At 31.3% G+C, this 17,140-nt stretch carries 14 protein-coding genes and 2 pseudogenes; all 16 read right to left on the bottom strand.

From position 1 onward, the window contains the following. Nucleotides 1-105 precede the first annotated feature (105 nt). Complete coding sequence (locus tag HMPREF2930_RS07055) at nt 106-1,245, bottom strand: CinA family nicotinamide mononucleotide deamidase-related protein (protein WP_019835105.1); 1,140 nt, start codon at nt 1,243-1,245, stop codon at nt 106-108. A 132-nt stretch (nt 1,246-1,377) separates the two neighbouring features. After that, complete coding sequence (gene pgsA / locus HMPREF2930_RS07050) at nt 1,378-1,953, bottom strand: CDP-diacylglycerol--glycerol-3-phosphate 3-phosphatidyltransferase (RefSeq protein WP_017174623.1); 576 nt, start codon at nt 1,951-1,953, stop codon at nt 1,378-1,380. A gap of 32 nt (nt 1,954-1,985) precedes the next feature. After that, nucleotides 1,986-2,378, bottom strand: a complete 393-nt coding sequence (locus HMPREF2930_RS07045) for a helix-turn-helix domain-containing protein (protein ID WP_017174622.1) — start codon at nt 2,376-2,378, stop codon at nt 1,986-1,988. Between the two features lie 20 nt (nt 2,379-2,398). Next, nucleotides 2,399-3,241, bottom strand: coding sequence for a DUF3388 domain-containing protein (locus HMPREF2930_RS07040; RefSeq protein WP_002448864.1), 843 nt, complete (start codon nt 3,239-3,241; stop codon nt 2,399-2,401). Nucleotides 3,242-3,359: 118 nt separating this feature from the next. Further along, on the bottom strand, nt 3,360-4,064 hold the full coding sequence (gene ymfI / locus HMPREF2930_RS07035; RefSeq protein ID WP_017174621.1) for an elongation factor P 5-aminopentanone reductase: 705 nt from the start codon (nt 4,062-4,064) through the stop codon (nt 3,360-3,362). 2 nt (nt 4,065-4,066) lie between these two features. Further along, nucleotides 4,067-5,353 carry an EF-P 5-aminopentanol modification-associated protein YfmH gene (gene yfmH / locus HMPREF2930_RS07030; protein ID WP_070597277.1) on the bottom strand — a complete coding sequence of 429 codons (1,287 nt, stop codon included), beginning with the start codon at nt 5,351-5,353 and terminating at the stop codon, nt 4,067-4,069. Further along, on the bottom strand, nt 5,353-6,552 hold the full coding sequence (gene yfmF / locus HMPREF2930_RS07025; RefSeq protein WP_371089537.1) for an EF-P 5-aminopentanol modification-associated protein YfmF: 1,200 nt from the start codon (nt 6,550-6,552) through the stop codon (nt 5,353-5,355). Before yfmF ends, yfmH begins: the two co-directional genes overlap by 1 nt. Before the next feature lie 93 nt (nt 6,553-6,645). Further along, nucleotides 6,646-7,362 carry a GntR family transcriptional regulator gene (locus HMPREF2930_RS07020; protein ID WP_017174618.1) on the bottom strand — a complete coding sequence of 239 codons (717 nt, stop codon included), beginning with the start codon at nt 7,360-7,362 and terminating at the stop codon, nt 6,646-6,648. A gap of 2 nt (nt 7,363-7,364) precedes the next feature. Then, a pseudogene (locus HMPREF2930_RS07015) lies at nt 7,365-9,038 on the bottom strand (DNA translocase FtsK); the annotation flags it as partial. Between the two features lie 77 nt (nt 9,039-9,115). Next, nucleotides 9,116-9,788 (bottom strand): annotated as a pseudogene (locus HMPREF2930_RS11870) (cell division protein FtsK); the annotation flags it as partial. Nucleotides 9,789-10,124: 336 nt separating this feature from the next. Next, nucleotides 10,125-11,798 (bottom strand): ribonuclease J2, encoded by a 1,674-nt coding sequence (gene rnjB, locus HMPREF2930_RS07010; protein ID WP_017174616.1) that lies wholly within the window; start codon nt 11,796-11,798, stop codon nt 10,125-10,127. 205 nt (nt 11,799-12,003) lie between these two features. Next, on the bottom strand, nt 12,004-14,100 hold the full coding sequence (gene pnp / locus HMPREF2930_RS07005) for a polyribonucleotide nucleotidyltransferase (protein ID WP_017174615.1): 2,097 nt from the start codon (nt 14,098-14,100) through the stop codon (nt 12,004-12,006). A 136-nt stretch (nt 14,101-14,236) separates the two neighbouring features. Beyond that, entirely contained in the window at nt 14,237-14,506 is a 270-nt protein-coding gene (gene rpsO, locus HMPREF2930_RS07000) for a 30S ribosomal protein S15 (protein WP_017174614.1), read from the bottom strand. A 110-nt stretch (nt 14,507-14,616) separates the two neighbouring features. Next, on the bottom strand, nt 14,617-15,588 hold the full coding sequence (gene ribF, locus HMPREF2930_RS06995; RefSeq protein WP_002448787.1) for a riboflavin biosynthesis protein RibF: 972 nt from the start codon (nt 15,586-15,588) through the stop codon (nt 14,617-14,619). A gap of 17 nt (nt 15,589-15,605) precedes the next feature. Continuing rightward, nucleotides 15,606-16,523, bottom strand: coding sequence for a tRNA pseudouridine(55) synthase TruB (gene truB, locus HMPREF2930_RS06990; RefSeq protein ID WP_017174613.1), 918 nt, complete (start codon nt 16,521-16,523; stop codon nt 15,606-15,608). A gap of 211 nt (nt 16,524-16,734) precedes the next feature. Continuing rightward, nucleotides 16,735-17,085, bottom strand: a complete 351-nt coding sequence (gene rbfA / locus HMPREF2930_RS06985; RefSeq protein WP_002448740.1) for a 30S ribosome-binding factor RbfA — start codon at nt 17,083-17,085, stop codon at nt 16,735-16,737. Nucleotides 17,086-17,140: the final 55 nt, after the last annotated feature.

Genomic DNA, 17,140 nt, shown 5'->3' with positions numbered 1-17,140 from the left:
ACACAAGTATTTTGCGAATATTTGTTCGTATAAAAAGAGAACAATGAATACAAAATCGAACAAATGTGCCCGAAAATTATAACCATTTTTTAATTTAAGTACATTTTAGTGCCAATTTAATAATCTTATTAATACATAATTTTGACTTCTGTTGGGCAGTATATTTCTTGATTGTGTTATCTTAAATGTAGTCATTTTAAAATCATCTTTTGTATTAATTGCTAGATAAACTTCCTCTTTCTCATGTAATATTGCTATACCCATTTCAGTTTTATATAAATCTTTTACATATGAAGAGGCGTCTCTTAATTGCATTTCAATACTTGAATGATGATTTAAAAATATATCATTATCTGGTAATATTCCTTTTAATATATTTTGTTTATCAAAGCGTTTTAAACGAGTATAAATCGCTCCATCCGTTACCCCGTCATATATACTTACTGTAGAATTCATTTGTTCCATTACAGATTGTTCTAACAATGTGTCATCTGAACCATAATAAAATTGACCAATTCGTTCTAGTATTTCTTCTTTTATAGGTTGAATCAATGTTTTACATTCACTTTGTGTAGAAGCATTTGCTGTTAATCTAATATATACTTCATGTTTCCCTGCTAACGGAGCTATCGTAGGATTAGTTTGTTTTTCAATTAAATCCATAAGTTCTGTTTCAACTTTCGATTCTCCAATTCCTGCAAATCTCAGTTGCTCTGAAAAAATAGTATTGTCATTATCTATAAGTAATGGAAGCAACTCATTTTTAGCCATAGGTTGCATTTCACTCGGAGGACCAGGTAACAGAATTACTTTTTTATTATCCATTTCAATAAACATACCTGGAGCCATACCATAATGATTTTTTAATACTTTCGCTCCCTCTACTACAAGTGCTTGTTGTTTATTATTAGGTGTCATTTCTTGCCCTTGTTCTTTGAAAAAATCTTCAATATAATTTAATGCTTCTTCATTAGTCACTAAGTTTTTATTTAATACTTTTGCTACTGTCTGTTTAGTTAAATCGTCTTTAGTTGGGCCCAATCCACCAGTGAGCACTAATGTGTCAAATCTTTTTAGTCCTTCTCTAATAATAAATTCTAAACGATCAGGATTATCACCGATAACTGTATGTTCAACTATATTCTTTCCAATTTGATTGAAAAGTTTTGATAAATATTGGCCATTTGTATTTGCTATTTGACCTAATAATAATTCTGAACCTACTGCTATGATAGATATATTCATATGTCCCTCTCCCTTATATAGTCTTAATTCATATTTTATACTTAATCTATTATATAATCTAAAAAATAACTCAAAAAAATGAGAGTCATTTTATGCGACTCTCATTACATTTCACTTTATTTGATTATACTTTTATTGCTTAAACACATCTCTACCTTTATAGAAATATTCAATTCCTGATAATATTGTAAAGAATACGCCAATGTATAATAATACTTGTCCTAATTGGAATCCAATCCAGTTTGAGAATAAATCACCAAGTAAAATCCAAATAATTGCTACCATTGTAACAGCTGTTTTAATTTTACCTAATTGGCCTGCTGCGCTCACAAATCCTTGTTCAATTTGAAGTAAACGTAAACCTGTAACCGCAAACTCACGAGCAATGATAATAATTGCTACAACTGAATTAGTTAGCCCTAATTGAACCATAACAATAAGAGCACTAGAAACTAATAATTTATCCGCTAATGGATCTAAAAACTTACCCATATTTGTTACAAGTTGCCATTTTCTTGCTAAATAACCATCTAAAAAATCACTTAAAGAAGCTACAATAAAAATAATAGCAGCAATAAGTTGCTCTATTCTTATGTCATATCCACCTAATACAGATACACTTCCAAAACCAAAGTTTACTAGAGCAAATAATATAAATACTGGAATCAAAATCACTCTAAAAACTGTAATCTGGTTAGGTATATTCATTTTAATACCTCATTTCTTAATTTATATGTATATTATATTAATAATACTGCTAATACCCACATAATAAAAGTAATAATTATAACAATACTAATCATAATCAATAATTGAATAGGTTCTTTATTTTTAGTACGATATTCGGGCACTTCGTTGTGTCGATAATGATGTAAAAGTGTATCGAGTTGATTATGTTGATTAGGAATTTCTTCATGATGCACTTTAATGAGTTGATTTACATCCATATTAACTACACTTGCATAACGTCTAATAAAACCTTCAGCGTAATCCACTTTGGCAAGTTGATCAAATTTATTCTCTTCAATATATTTTAACGTTTCTCGCTTTAATTGTGTACGTTGTTCTAATTCTGTTAATGTCATTCCTAATCTTTCTCTTCTACCTTTTAAGGTTTCACCAATTGTTTTCACTTTTGACGCCTCCACCTTCATTACTCAAAAAAACCGAAGCCACCGCCAAACACATCTTCTCCAAAATCTAATGTGTTTTTGCTTTTAATTGCTTGTTGTTTAACTTGTTGTTTCATGTGATCATATTCAATTTTTTGATTCTCATGTTCACGTAGCTCGATAATATAATCAAAATCATCGATGCTATATTGATTTGTTTCTATAAATAAATCTGGATGCTCAACTACTTTTATTGACGGTAAAGTCATCACTTCTTCAACTAACTGTTGATGTTTAGGATTTGTTTCTCTAGCAGTTACCGCACCATCAATAATATAAACATGATTAGCATCATATTCACCTTTTATAAGAGAACTACGAACTGTCTGTTTAATTAATGTTGAACTTATAAATAGCCATCGTTTATGCGCACAGACACTACCTGCGACAATCGATTCTGTTTTTCCAACACGAGGCATCCCTCTAATACCTATTAATTTATGACCATCTTCTTTAAATAATTCTGCTAAAAAGTCGACAAGTAAACCTAAATCTTCACGTTCAAAACGAAATGTTTTTTTGTCACCAGCATCTTGTTCAATATAGCGACCATGACGCACTGCTAAACGATCACGTAACTCTGGAATTCTTAACTTTGTTATTTCTATTTCTTTCAATTCATGAATGATATTTTCAAAACGTGTGACTTTTTCAAGACTATCTGTCTTAATAAGTAATCCACGACGCCCTTGATCAACACCATTTATAGTAATAATACTAATTCCTAACATACCAAGTAAACTCGATACGTCGCCTAAAAGTCCAGCCCGATTAACAATTATCTCGTATTCTAAATACCATTCCTTTTTTTTAGCAACAGTCATCTAACCAACCCCTTGTTTAAATACAATTTGAAATATTCCCCTTATATAATTAAATTTATTATATCATTGATTATAAAAAACGAATCGTCAAATCTGCATTTAAAATTTAGGATACTTTTTAAATATACCAACCACCATTAACCTTTTGGACTGTTCCTGTAATACTCTTAGCATTAGGATGGCATAAATAAGCACACACATGTGCTACTTCTTGTGGAGCTATCATTCTTTGTTGTGGTAGTTCAGATAAGATAACTGCTTTTTCTTCATCACTGAATGCTTTAGCCATACGTCCTGAAACAAAACCAGGTGCTATAGCATTCACAGTGACATTCGTCAATGCTAGCTCTTGACTGAGGGCCTTTACAAATCCAATTTGAGCACTTTTCATTGCTGAATAAATAGTTTCCATACTTGCTCCCGTCTCGCCCCAAATTGATGAGATAACAATAATTCTACCATTTGTACTTTTTCTCAATAGGTCTATGAAATATCGACAGCATCGAATCAACTGTTTGACATGAATATGATAACATTCATCTATCTCTTTATCTTTCATATCTTGTAGCATGCCATATAATGATGTACCACTACTATAAATTAAACAGTCTAACTGTTTTATATGACTAAATATATCATTTAAATCAATATCATGAGTCAAATCCATTTGAATGAATTCTACGGCTTCACCTTTATACTTTTTTTCTAAGGATGAAATATCAGATTGATAATATTGAAGTACTACTTCATATCCCTCTTTTAATAAACGATCTACAATCGCACTACCAATACTACCAGAACCACCAAATACTAATGCCTTCATATTTAATCTATCTCCAAACGGCTATCAACAAGACGATCAATATTTAGATATTGTTTAGCAGTTTCATTAATACTATCTAAAGTAATATTTTCTACAATATCTAACATATCAAATACACTTACACCCTCAAAATACAATTTTGCATATTGATTTGCAATATATTCTGGGGAATTCAAACTAGAGATAAATTCACCAATAAATTGCTTCTTCAATAATTCAAACGCTTCTGAATCTTTTAAGTTTCCTCTATATTTCTTTAATTCAGTAAGTAACCTATCCTTTAATTGATCTGGTTCATGAGTAGCACTTGTAATAATTGAGAAACTATAAGTAGGTTCAAGAACAAATTGATATCCAAATGAATCATCAATTAAATCATCATTAAGAAGAGATTGATAGAAATCTGTTTCTTCACCGAATACGAGTTCAAAAAATAAAGTCATTTCTAAATCTCTTTGAACATATTTCTCAGGTGCTTCATCCAAAGGTTCATTTTTAAACCCTAGCATTAAACGTGGAGACTGTAATTTCATTTTTTCAGATATAAATGATTGAACTACTTCATTTGGTTCTTTTATTGCTCCTCTTTGAATAGAAGGTTGATTTGTTTTATGACGACGATTTTCATGTTCTTCAATAACATTACAAATACGTTTAGGATCCACATCTCCTACGACAAATAATACCATATTGGATGGATGATAAAACGTTTCATAACATAAGTATAAATCATCTTTAGTGATACTATAAATACTCTCAACACTACCTGCAATATCTACTTTAATTGGATGATGATGATACATTACGTGCAATGTATTGAACATAATTTTATATCCTGGTTGTTCTTGATACATTTTAATTTCTTCAGCAATAATTCCTTTTTCTTTGTCTACTGTTTCTTTTGAAAAATAGGGTGTTTCCACCATATCAAGTAAACGTAGAATATTTCGTTCAACTTGATCAGTTGCACTAAACAAATAACTCGTACGATCAAAACTTGTAAATGCATTGACTTGAGCATTATCATTGGCAAATGCAGTAAATAAATCTTCATCATTGTCTTTTTCAAATAACTTATGCTCTAAAAAATGTGCTACTCCATCTGGTACAGTCACATATTGATCTTTATGATGAGGTTTAAATGTATTATCCAACGAACCGAATTGAGTTGTATAGGTCACATATGTTTTTTGAAATCCTTTTTTAGGAATTACAAATAAGCGTAATCCATTATTTAGTTCATGTTTATAGACGCGTTCATCAATCAATTCATAATATTGTTCTTGCACTATGATTGACCTCCCTTCGTTAATACATATATCGTATCTAAATAGGCTTGATTTGCCATTTTAACGACATCTTCTTTAGTCACTTTATTAACTAATTCCATGTATTCTTTATCTGATTGAGGCTGATTTAAAAGTAGTTGATTTTGCATGACTTCAATAATACCTTTAGGTCTATCTGCAATTTCTTGTCGTTGTGAAATGATAATTTTTTTAGCTAATGCTAATTTTTCTTCAGAGAAATCTCCTACTTTAAACTTCTCGAATTCTTCAATAATTGTAGTTTTTGCAATATCGTATTTTTCAACAGATACACCACTTAATACAAATAAATAGCCATTTTTTCCATCTAATTGCGAATGAATAGAATAAGCTAGACTTTGTTTTTCACGTACTTCATTAAATAGTACTGAAGAAGGATCACCGCCAAACATAGTATTTAATACGACAAGTGCATAGTAATCTTCGTTTCCATAATGAGTTGGAAAACGATAACCTAAATTTAATTTAGCTTGGTCAACGGTATCTTTTTCAATGATTGTTTCAGTAGATTGGTCGGTACAGTCAGTATTTACATTATGATTAAAGTCAAACGTCGTTGAGCTAAGACTAAATGAATTTTCTATGAGTGATGTAACTTCTTTTTCATTTACATTTCCCACTACATACACTGAACACATGTCATTATTTATCATAGATTTATATGTATCATACAAACTTTCATTTGTAATACGCGCAATATTTTCTATTTGACCTATAGCTAAATAACGATAAGCTTCATTTTTGAACATATATTTTAATAAATTAATAAATGAATATTGCGCTTTATTGTCAATCATCGCTTCTATTTTTTTATGTAATAATGATTTTTCTTGAGTAACAAATGTAGAGTTGAATGAATTATTCTCAACAAGTGGATTCATGATGACTTCTTTTAATAAATTCAAACCTTTTTCAAATAATGGTGTAGTATCTTTAAGATAATGTTCATTTACAATTTCTAAAGAAATAGTAATGACATGTTTATCTTTAAATTTAGAAACAAAGCTATTAATATAAGCTCCATAAAGCTCTGATAATTGTTTATTAAATGATTTATCTGTTGGCCATTTTTTTGTGGCACGAACCAATACTTTACTTAGTAATGAACGAGCAGTAATTGTTTCGTAATCAAGTGGTGCTATAAATTTAAATGTGATCATCGTTGTTTTAAATTTCTCAGTTGGAAGAATATCAATATGTATTTGATGATTAGTATGTTGTTTCAAAATAATCAATCACTCCTTTACCTGTTATTAAATTTTTGTGCGTGTTAATTTAAACTTCACTAGGCTACTTTTTATATAATTTAATGAGTATAAAATAGGTTTACCCATTTCATCATAATGGACAACCTTTAATAACATTAATCCCTCATGTGGTTCAGCATTCAATATGCTAGAAATATGAGGTTCATAACTGATTGCTTCAATTTCAGTTTCAGCAGAAGCTACCTTATGCCCAGTATTAAGTTCAATTGCATTAAGCATCGATCCATCACTTTCTTGATATTCGGTACAAGTTAAATGATGTTCAGCAATCTTATCTAAACAATAAATAACTGGATGATGATTCGCAGTACGTAGTCTTTCAATAATTGTTATAGGCTGCTTATCTTTAATATCTAACATTTTTGCATCTAATAAAGAAGCGGGTTGCTGCTCTAAACTCAAATATTCTGTACTTGCTTCATATCCCGCTTTTTTAATCATTTCACTAATACTAAATAATTTATTTAAAGGATAATAAAAGGGCTGTAGAGCCTTTATACTTGTTCCTTCTTCAAAATTATCAGTTAAAACTTGTTCAATAATAAGTTCTCCAATCGCTTCATAGACATCATCTGTTTTAACGTTAACTTCTCTAGCAATGGATAAATTGCTAGGAAGTTTATCACCAGGTTTTAAAGAATGATTTTTTATTTTTTTAAAAATATATTCTTTTACTTTAAAAACTGAGTTCAATTCAGTCATACTCACACCTCTTCATTCTCAAAATCTATTAAAACTTGTCTTGGTTTACTGCCTTTTTGTGGACCAATAACATTATTTCTCTCTAAATCGTCCATTAATCTTGATGCACGATTATATCCAATTCTGAATTGTCTTTGTAAAAGCGACGTACTTGCTTTTTGTTTCTCAATTACAAAAGCGTATGCATCATCATATAGTGCATCTTCACTTTTCATTTCTGATTTCTCTACAGGAGCATCAGGTTCCATTTCTTTTACGTAATTTGCTTTTTGTTGTTCAACTACATAATTTACAACTTCTTGTACTTCTTGATCACTTAAAAATGCACCTTGAACACGTGTCTGTGTGGATTCACCATTACCAACATAAAGCATGTCGCCTTTGCCTAATAATTTCTCTGCTCCTCCAGAGCCTATGATTGTTCTAGAGTCTGTTTGTGAACTTACAGCAAATGCAATTCTTGAAGGGATATTATTTTTAATAATCCCCGTGATAACATCTACAGAAGGACGTTGTGTTGCTACAATTAAATGTATACCCGCTGCACGGGCCATTTGTGTAATACGCTGTATTGCATTTTCAACTTCTTTTCCTGCCACCATCATTAAATCTGCTAATTCATCAACAATGACAACGATATAAGGAAGTTCTGATTGCTTTTCATCAAGTTCTTCATTTTGACGTCTTATAAATTGATTGTATCCTTCAATGTTTCTAGTAGACGAATGTTGAAATAAATCGTAACGACGTTCCATTTCAGCTACAATTTTCTCTAATGCCTGTGATGCTTTATGAGGATTTGTTACTACAGGTATTAATAAATGTGGAACACCATTATATACATTTAATTCTACCATTTTAGGATCAATTAACATTAATTTTACCTCGTGTGGCTTAGCGTTTAATAAAATGCTCGTAATAATACCGTTGATACATACTGACTTACCACTACCTGTAGAACCAGCCACTAATAAGTGAGGTGTTTCATTCAATTCAATAGTCATTGGTTCTCCGGAGATGTCTCGTCCTAAACCGACTTCTAATTTATTTTTTGCTGGAAACTTTGATTCTAAAACTTCTTTTAGCGTAACTAAAGAAATTTTATCATTTGGAACCTCAATGCCTACAGCTGAACGTCCAGGTATAGGCGCTTCAATACGAATGTCCTTCGCAGCAAGTGCTAAAGCTATATCATTATGTAAATTAACGATTTTATTTACTTTAACACCTTGAGCTGGTTGAACTTCATATTGAGTGACAGCCGGTCCAATTTTAATTTGAGTCACTTTAGCATTAACTCCAAAATTTTTCATGGTTGATTCTAATATTTGACCTTTACGTTGTACTTCAGCTCTTGAAGTTGTCGTTTGTTTTGTTGGCTGTTTAAGTAATGATAAAGGAGGAATGTGATAGGCTACATTGCCAACTTCTCCTGCTTCTATGATCGAACTATTATTCGTATCGTCATCATTAGAAACGTGTTTTATTTTATCTTTTTTCATAGAATTTGACGCAGACACATGCGTAGGTTCTTTATCTTGATGGTCTATGTCAAATTGACGTTTTTTACGTTTAGATCGTACTTTTTCTTCATCCGTTGCTGCATGATGGCTATATATAGGAATATCTTCATGTTGCTGTTTCACTTCTGGGAAGTCACTCACATCTTTCATGACTTCATCTTTCCTTTGTTGTTCTTCTAATTCTCTTTGGTGTGCCAATGCTTGACGCTGTTCTTCTTTTTCACGTAATCGTTCTTCTCTTCTAATTTTATTTGCTTCTCTTTTTTCTTTTAAAGTAGATGAGGCACTCTGAGTAGAACGTTTAAAATAATCAATTGTGTTTCTCGCCACATCTCTATGATGTAATTTTAGTAATAGGATAAAACTTGATATCAGTAAAATCAAAGTCACAATGATAATCCCAGCAATAGAGATTAAAGGTACAAATAATTTTAATAAATAAAAGCCAATAATACCTCCACCGAAATTTGGAAAATGAGTATGTTCATAAGATTTATAAACGTAAGACAATACCGGTTCTCTTTTCGCAACTTCTCCTTTAGAAAAATAATAAATGAGTTGAGAAACAATCAGTAATACAAATTGTAATAAAATGAGACCGAATGTACGACGTGTTTTTGGAAAATGTCTTTGCATTGCAATATAAATTGTAATTAAACTTACTAAAATATATGTAAGGTAACGACTTGCGCCAAATAAATAATTGAAAAAGCTATCAATCATTCTACCAAAAAGCCCTAATTGAAATATTCCTAAAATAGATATAATCACAATTACAATAGCAATAATATACCTTACAGAACTATCTGTTTTTTGTTGCTTTTTCTTTTTAGTTTGGCGTGCTTTCGTTTTCGACTTTGAATTGGTTTTTCTAGTCGTTGTTTTTTTCTTAGTTCGTGGCAAATGTTACACCTTCTTTTATTTTTAATTATAATAATGACATTTTCAAAAATATAAAAAAATGTAAGTTATGTTTTAGAGTTAAAAGTATGAAAGAGGTTGAGACAATATGTATCACATAGACCTTTAAGCCCATTTTTAAATAATTAAAAATAAATGAGTCAAATCATCTTTTAAAATTATAGAGTTCACTATAAAAGTTAGGGTAAATGTCTTATCTTTTATATACTTTCAATTTAATACATCAATGAATCTATAAATAAGAATGATAAACGTTTATATTTTTAATTATTTTATAAAAGTGATATTGTCCCGACCTCTTTATTAAATGTATATCTTTTAAATTTCAGAAATAACTGGAATAATCATTGGGCGACGTTTTGTACTTTCGAATAAAAGCTTGCTAATTTGGTCGCGCATATTTTGTTTAATTTCAGACCACTCTATACGTTTTTCTTGTAGTCCAGCTTCCACAATTTCTCGAACTTTATCTTCCGCTTCTTGCATTAATTCTTCACTTTCACGTACGTAAACGAATCCGCGTGATTGAATTTCAGGTCCAGCAGCTATACGTCTATTTTTAGGGTCTAATGTTACTACTGCAATAAAGATACCATCTTCTGCAAGAAGATGACGATCTCTTAACACAATATTTCCAACGTCTCCTACACCTATACCATCGATGAGAATATTACCTGAATTTACTTTTTCATTTAATACCATGTGTGAGCCATCAAAATGAATCACATCACCTTTTTCGACAAGGAAAATCTTTTCAGGTGCAACGCCTGCTTCATTTGCTAATTTTGCATGCGCAATTTGCATTTTAAATTCACCTTGAACAGGAATAAAGTATTCAGGTTTCATAATATTAATCATCATTTTTAATTCTTCCATACAACCATGACTAGAGGCATGAATTTTTTTATTATTTGGAATAATATGTGCACCTGCTCGAACAAGTTCATTTAACGTATTGGCTATAATAACTTCCATATTTGCTGAAGCAGTGATGGCTAAATAAACTGAATCGCCTTCTTCAATATTTAAAATCTTATGTTTATGTTGGGCCATTTGACTCAACGCTTCAATAGGTTCGCCTTCCATACCTGTTGCTATAATAACGACTTCATTTTTAGGATAGTTTTCAACTTCATTGATTGGAAGCAATAAATCTTTAGGAATATCAAAATATCCCATTTTGCGTGCAGTATTAAATGAACTTTCAAGAGATTTTCCTAAGAAAGATACTTTACGATTTAATTTACTAGCAACATTTAATACTTGTTGAATTCTAATAAAATTCGATGCATAGCATGAAACAATTAAACGACCTTTTACTTTAGCAAATGCATCATAAATATGCGATTCTATGACATTTTCTGGAGTATTATAACCAGGTTTTTCTGCTTCAGTTGAATCACTAATCAAAGCAAAAACACCTTCTTCTCCAATTTCAGCCATGCGTTTCATATCAGGAGCATAATGCCCTTGTAAACTTTGGTCAAATTTAAATTCACCTGTATATACAATTGAACCGTGTGAAGTATGAATACAGATACCTAAACTATCTGGAATACTATGTGATGTATTAAAGAAAGTAATATTGACGTTTTTAAATCTCATCACTGAATCATGATTTACAGTATAATATCGTACTTTTTTCTTTATATTTCTTTCTTTGATACTTTCTTTAACTAAAGCTAAAGTAAGTTTTGAACCATAAATTGGTGCATCAACTTGCTCTAAAATATAACTCACTGCACCAATTGCATGTTCATGACCATGACTTAAAAATATCCCTTTTAATTTATCTTTGTTTTCTACTACATATTGGATGTCAGGAATAACAATATCTACTCCTAACATTTCATCTTCAGGAAACATTAATCCTGCATCTAACATAAACATCTCATCGTCTACTTCGACGATATACATATTTTTAGCGATTTCGCCTACGCCCCCAAGTGGAATAATGCGAATATCGTCATTCTTTTTCTTTACTAAACTCAAAATGTTACCTCCTATAATTAATTCCCGTCCATATAAACTCATAATTTATTATAATTTAATTTACGAAGGATGTACACTATTAAAGTGTGTTGTAACTAAGGAGTAAAAGACCTTTAATAAAAATATATATACTTTCATAAAATCATTCTTTATATATATAAAGAAGGTTAGGACTTCATTTTGTCCTAACCTTAACTTCATTCATTTATTCATCTAAAACTTTATGAGACGCATTTACACGGCCTTGTTTATCAATTTCTGTAATTTTAACTTGAATCGTATCACCGATTTTTAAAACGTCTTCAACTTTATTTATTCTATCTTTAGAAATTTGAGAAATGTGTAATAAAGCATCTTTACCTGGGAATAATTCTACAAAAGCACCATATTTTTCAATACGCTTAACTTTTGCATGGTATACCTGGCCAACTTCAGCTTCGCGGGTAATTTCATTAATAATTTCTCGAGCTCTATTTATCATTTCTTGATCAACAGCGCCAATAAAGATAGTGCCATCTTGTTCAATATCTAACTTAACGCCAGTTTCGTCAATAATTTCATTAATTTTTTTACCACCTGGACCAATGACATCACGAATTTTTTCAGGTTTGATATGCATAATTTCTACCTTAGGTGCATATGCACTTAATTCACTACGTGGTTGATCGATTGTTTGTAACATATGATCCATAATCGCTAAACGACCTTGACGAGCTTGTTCAAGAGCTTCTTCAATCACTTCACGTGTTAAACCATCAATTTTGATATCCATTTGAATCGCAGTAATTCCCTCTTTAGTTCCAGCAACTTTGAAGTCCATATCACCTAAAGCATCTTCCATACCTTGAATATCAGTTAAAATTGTATAACTATCTTCACGAGTGACAAGACCCATAGCAATACCAGCTACTGGAGCTTTAATAGGCACACCAGCATCCATTAACGCTAATGTTGATCCACAAATTGAAGCTTGTGAAGATGAGCCATTTGACTCTAATACTTCACTCACAATACGAATTGTGTAAGGGAACTCTGTAGTGTCAGGAATGATATATCTAAGCGCTCTTTCACCTAGTGCACCATGACCAATTTCACGACGACCTGGCGCTCTCACTGGACCCGTTTCACCTACTGAGAAATTAGGGAAATTATAGTGGTGCATAAAACGTTTTTCAATTTCAGGTCCTAATCCATCAATAAGTTGATAGTCTCCTAATGCTCCTAAAGTAAGTACAGATAATGCTTGAGTTTGTCCACGGGTAAACAATCCAGAACCATGTGCACGTGGTAATAAACCAACTTCTGATTCAAGCGGACGAATTTCATCTGGTTTACGTCCATCAGGTCTAATTTTTTCATCTGCAATTAATCGACGAACTTCTTCTTTTACTAAATCATTTAAAATCGCATATACTTCATCGATAAGCAACTCATTTTCTGGATCCGCTTCGTCTACAAATTCAGTAGCGATTTCTGCTTTAAGTGCATCTAAATTTTCATCACGTTGTTGTTTGTCAAATGTTAATACAGTTTCTTTTAATCCTTTTTCTTCCGTTAAAGATTTTACTCGTTGTACTAATTCTTCATCACGTTCAACAGGAATAAATTCTTTTTTTACAGGTTGAATATGCTCAACAACTTTTTCTTGGAAAGCAACTAAGCGTTTTATCTCTTCATGACCAAAGAAAATCGCTTCAAGCATTTCTTGTTCTGTAATTTCACTCGCACCTGCTTCAACCATATTTACAGCATCTTTATGACCAGCAACTTCTAAATCTAAACGAGATACTTCTTTTTGTTCAAGTGTTGGATTAATCACGTATTTTCCATCAATATATCCTACATTTACACCGGCAATTGGTCCTTGGAATGGAATATCAGACACGCTCAATGCCATTGACGATCCAATCATTGCTGCCATTTCTGGGGAGCAGTCTGGATCCGCACTTAATACAGTATTCATAATTTGAACGTCATGTCGATAACCTTTAGGGAATAATGGTCTAATTGGTCTATCAATTAAACGTGCAGTAAGTGTCGCTTCATCTCCAGGACGACCTTCGCGTTTTTTAAATCCACCTGGAATTTTACCAGCCGCATACATTTTTTCTTCATAGTTAACTGTTAAGGGGAAAAAATCACCATCACGTGGCTCTTTAGAAGCAACTGCTGTAGATAATACAACAGTATCACCATAACGTACTAAAACTGCACCATTAGCTTGTTTCGCTAATTGACCTGTCTCAATCGTTAACGATCTTCCAGCCCATTCAGTTTTGAACACTTTCTTTTCTTGAGACATTATGAATCTCCTCTCTGAAATCTAATACTTACATCATATCATTTATTTATATATTTTTATATTAGTGTTTATGATAAAAATACAAAAAAAGGAAAGTACCAATCTAAATGGTGCTTTCCCTTCAATATATTTAAAATTAACGACGAATACCTAATGATTTAATTAATTCACGGTAACGTTGAATATCTTTACTACGTAAGTAGTTTAATAAGTGTCTACGACGACCAACCATTTTTAATAATCCACGACGTGAATGGTGATCTTTTTTGTGTTCACGTAAGTGTTCGTTTAATGCAGAGATTTCTGCAGTTAAAACAGCGATTTGTACTTCTGGTGAACCAGTATCTGTTTCGTGTACACGATATTCTTTAATAATTTCATTTTTACGTTCTTGAGTAATAGCCATAATTAAATTCCTCCTAATTTTTGTTTACACCTTAATCTGAGCAAGGCGTCGGAGTTTCAACCTGCCAAGATAAAGGATTCAATAGTAATAAGTTTTTCAAAAACTCAACTTTAAATATTATACGATACATCATCACCAAAATCAACTGCTAAAAGATATTTTGCACGTTCTTTATCGTCATTCATTTGACTTACTAAAGCATCTATACCATCAAATTTTACCTCTGGTCTTAAATAATGGTGCCAATATACGATTACACGTTCTCCATAAATATTTTCTTCAAAATCAAAAATATTTACTTCTATCACTACTTCTGCTTTAGATGGATCGTGGAATGTCGGCTTAACACCTACGTTAGCTACCCCACGATATATTTTGTGTTCGGCACCTATTTCAATACTTACCGCATATACCCCTTTTTTAGGAAGGACATAATCATCGCTAGGTTGGACATTAGCTGTTGGAAAACCGATTGTTCGACCTCTTTTTTCTCCTTGAACAACTGTGCCTTTAATTCGATATAAATACCCTAATTCATCATTAGCTTTTTGTAGATTGCCTTCATGTAACGCTTGTCTAATTGATGTTGTTGAAATTTTTTCAGAATCTAAATCTAATTTACCGACTATTGTAGTATTAAATTCATCTATTTCATTTAACACGGCCATATTTCCTTTACCAAATTTACCAAATGTAAAATCAAATCCAGCAACAACTTCTTTAACATGATTATTAATAATATAGTCTTTGATAAACTCTTCAGCTGTGACGTTAGCGAAACGTGATGAGAAATTGATAACAATACAATAATCAATATCATGCTGTTCTATCATTTCTAATTTATCAGATAGTGGCGTTAAGTAATCTGTACGTTTACGTTCAGGATTTAATACTACTGATGGATGCGGATCAAATGTTGTTACTGCCTTTTTTAAATTTTTTTCTTTTGCACGTATATCTAATGCTTCAAATACTTTACTGTGACCACGATGCATACCATCAAAAAAACCAAATGCCATTGCAACATCTTCTTTTATGAGTTGTTCATTTTGTATTGGATGTGTTATTTCTATCACTTTCATATCAATCAAAGGCTCCTTTAATTAAATACTTTTTTAGGCTTTATTTCATTAATTTTGTCAGGATGATGTTCATAAATGGCTAATGCTTTTTCACTTATCTTATCAATAAACACAAATTGCTTTTCTAATGATAGAGTAAAATCTTTTTTTAGGAGTTTTTGACCATTTAAGATTCTATACTTTAAAGTGTCATCATCAATGACTACATGTTGTAAACTTTTCAAACCATATTCTATAGGAAATAGATAATGTTGTAATGTTTCATGCTCATGTAATTCAGAAATTTTTTCAAGTGATAAACTTTCATTTATATTAAATCCACCCGAATTTATACGAGTTAACAACGACATATGAGCAGGATAGCCTAAAGCTTTGCCAATATCTGTTGCTAACGTTCTGATATAGGTGCCTTTTCCACACGTTACTTTTATATCAAAATGACATGTTTGTTCTATAAATGTTAAATCAGATATTCGTTCAATTTCATCAATTTTAACTTGTCGTTTTGGCCGTTCAATAGTTTCTCCTTTTCTAGCATATTCATATAATTTTTTTCCATTTACTTTTACAGAGGAATACATTGGAGGAATCTGCTCTATTACTCCTTTAAATTCTTCTAAAACACGATCAACTTCTATAGAAGTAATCGTATTCGATGATATATTTACTTTTTCTATTACTTCTCCAGTTTGATCTTCAGTTGTCGTACTTTCACCTAATGTAATGGTTGCTTGATAAGATTTCCCCATATCCATGACATAGTCGCTTACTCTTGTTGCTGTCCCTATACAGATAGGTAGTACACCTGAAACTTCAGGATCTAATGTTCCAGTATGACCTATCTTTTTAGTTTTTAAGATTTTTCTAAGTTTAAATACAACATCATGACTGGTCAAACCACGTTCTTTATACACTGGTAATATACCGTTGTACATTTTTTCACACCCTTTAGTTTATTATGTCTCACTATGTATTATTAAATCATCTAATGTCTTATCCATATTTTATCAGTATTAATCATATAAAAAGGAGTAGGACTGAATTCATGTAAATGTTATCGTCCTACCCCCATCATATGTTGCATCTAAACTTCTTTTTCTGAAGTTATTTGATTGAATGTCACTGATTAATAACAATGATAAAGTATTATTTATCTTGTTTGTGTAAATCTTGAATCATTTTTTCAATTTTATTACCGTATTCAATTGATTCATCATATTCAAAGAATAACTCTGGTACTATACGTAATCTCATTCTTGAACCTAGCTCAGATTTAATGAATCCTTTTGCTTTATCTAAAGCTTTAAACGTATCATTAACTTCCTTCTTATTGCCAAGCACTGTTAAGAAAACTTTGGCTTGTGATAAATCATTTGTTAATTCAACGTCAGTAATAGTAATAAATCCTACTCTTGGATCTTTTACTTTATTATTAATGATATCCATAACTTCTTTTTTCATTTGTTCGCCAACACGTTCAGCTCTCATATTACTCATGGATATGTCACCTCTTTATTATTTAACATATGATTAGAAGAGAATGCTAAAGTGC

The sequence above is a fragment of the Staphylococcus sp. HMSC068C09 genome, from assembly GCF_001813735.1.
Classification (GTDB): domain Bacteria; phylum Bacillota; class Bacilli; order Staphylococcales; family Staphylococcaceae; genus Staphylococcus; species Staphylococcus hominis.
The sequence above is the reverse complement of the archived record's forward strand: the minus strand, read 5'-3'. Positions and strand labels throughout refer to the sequence as shown.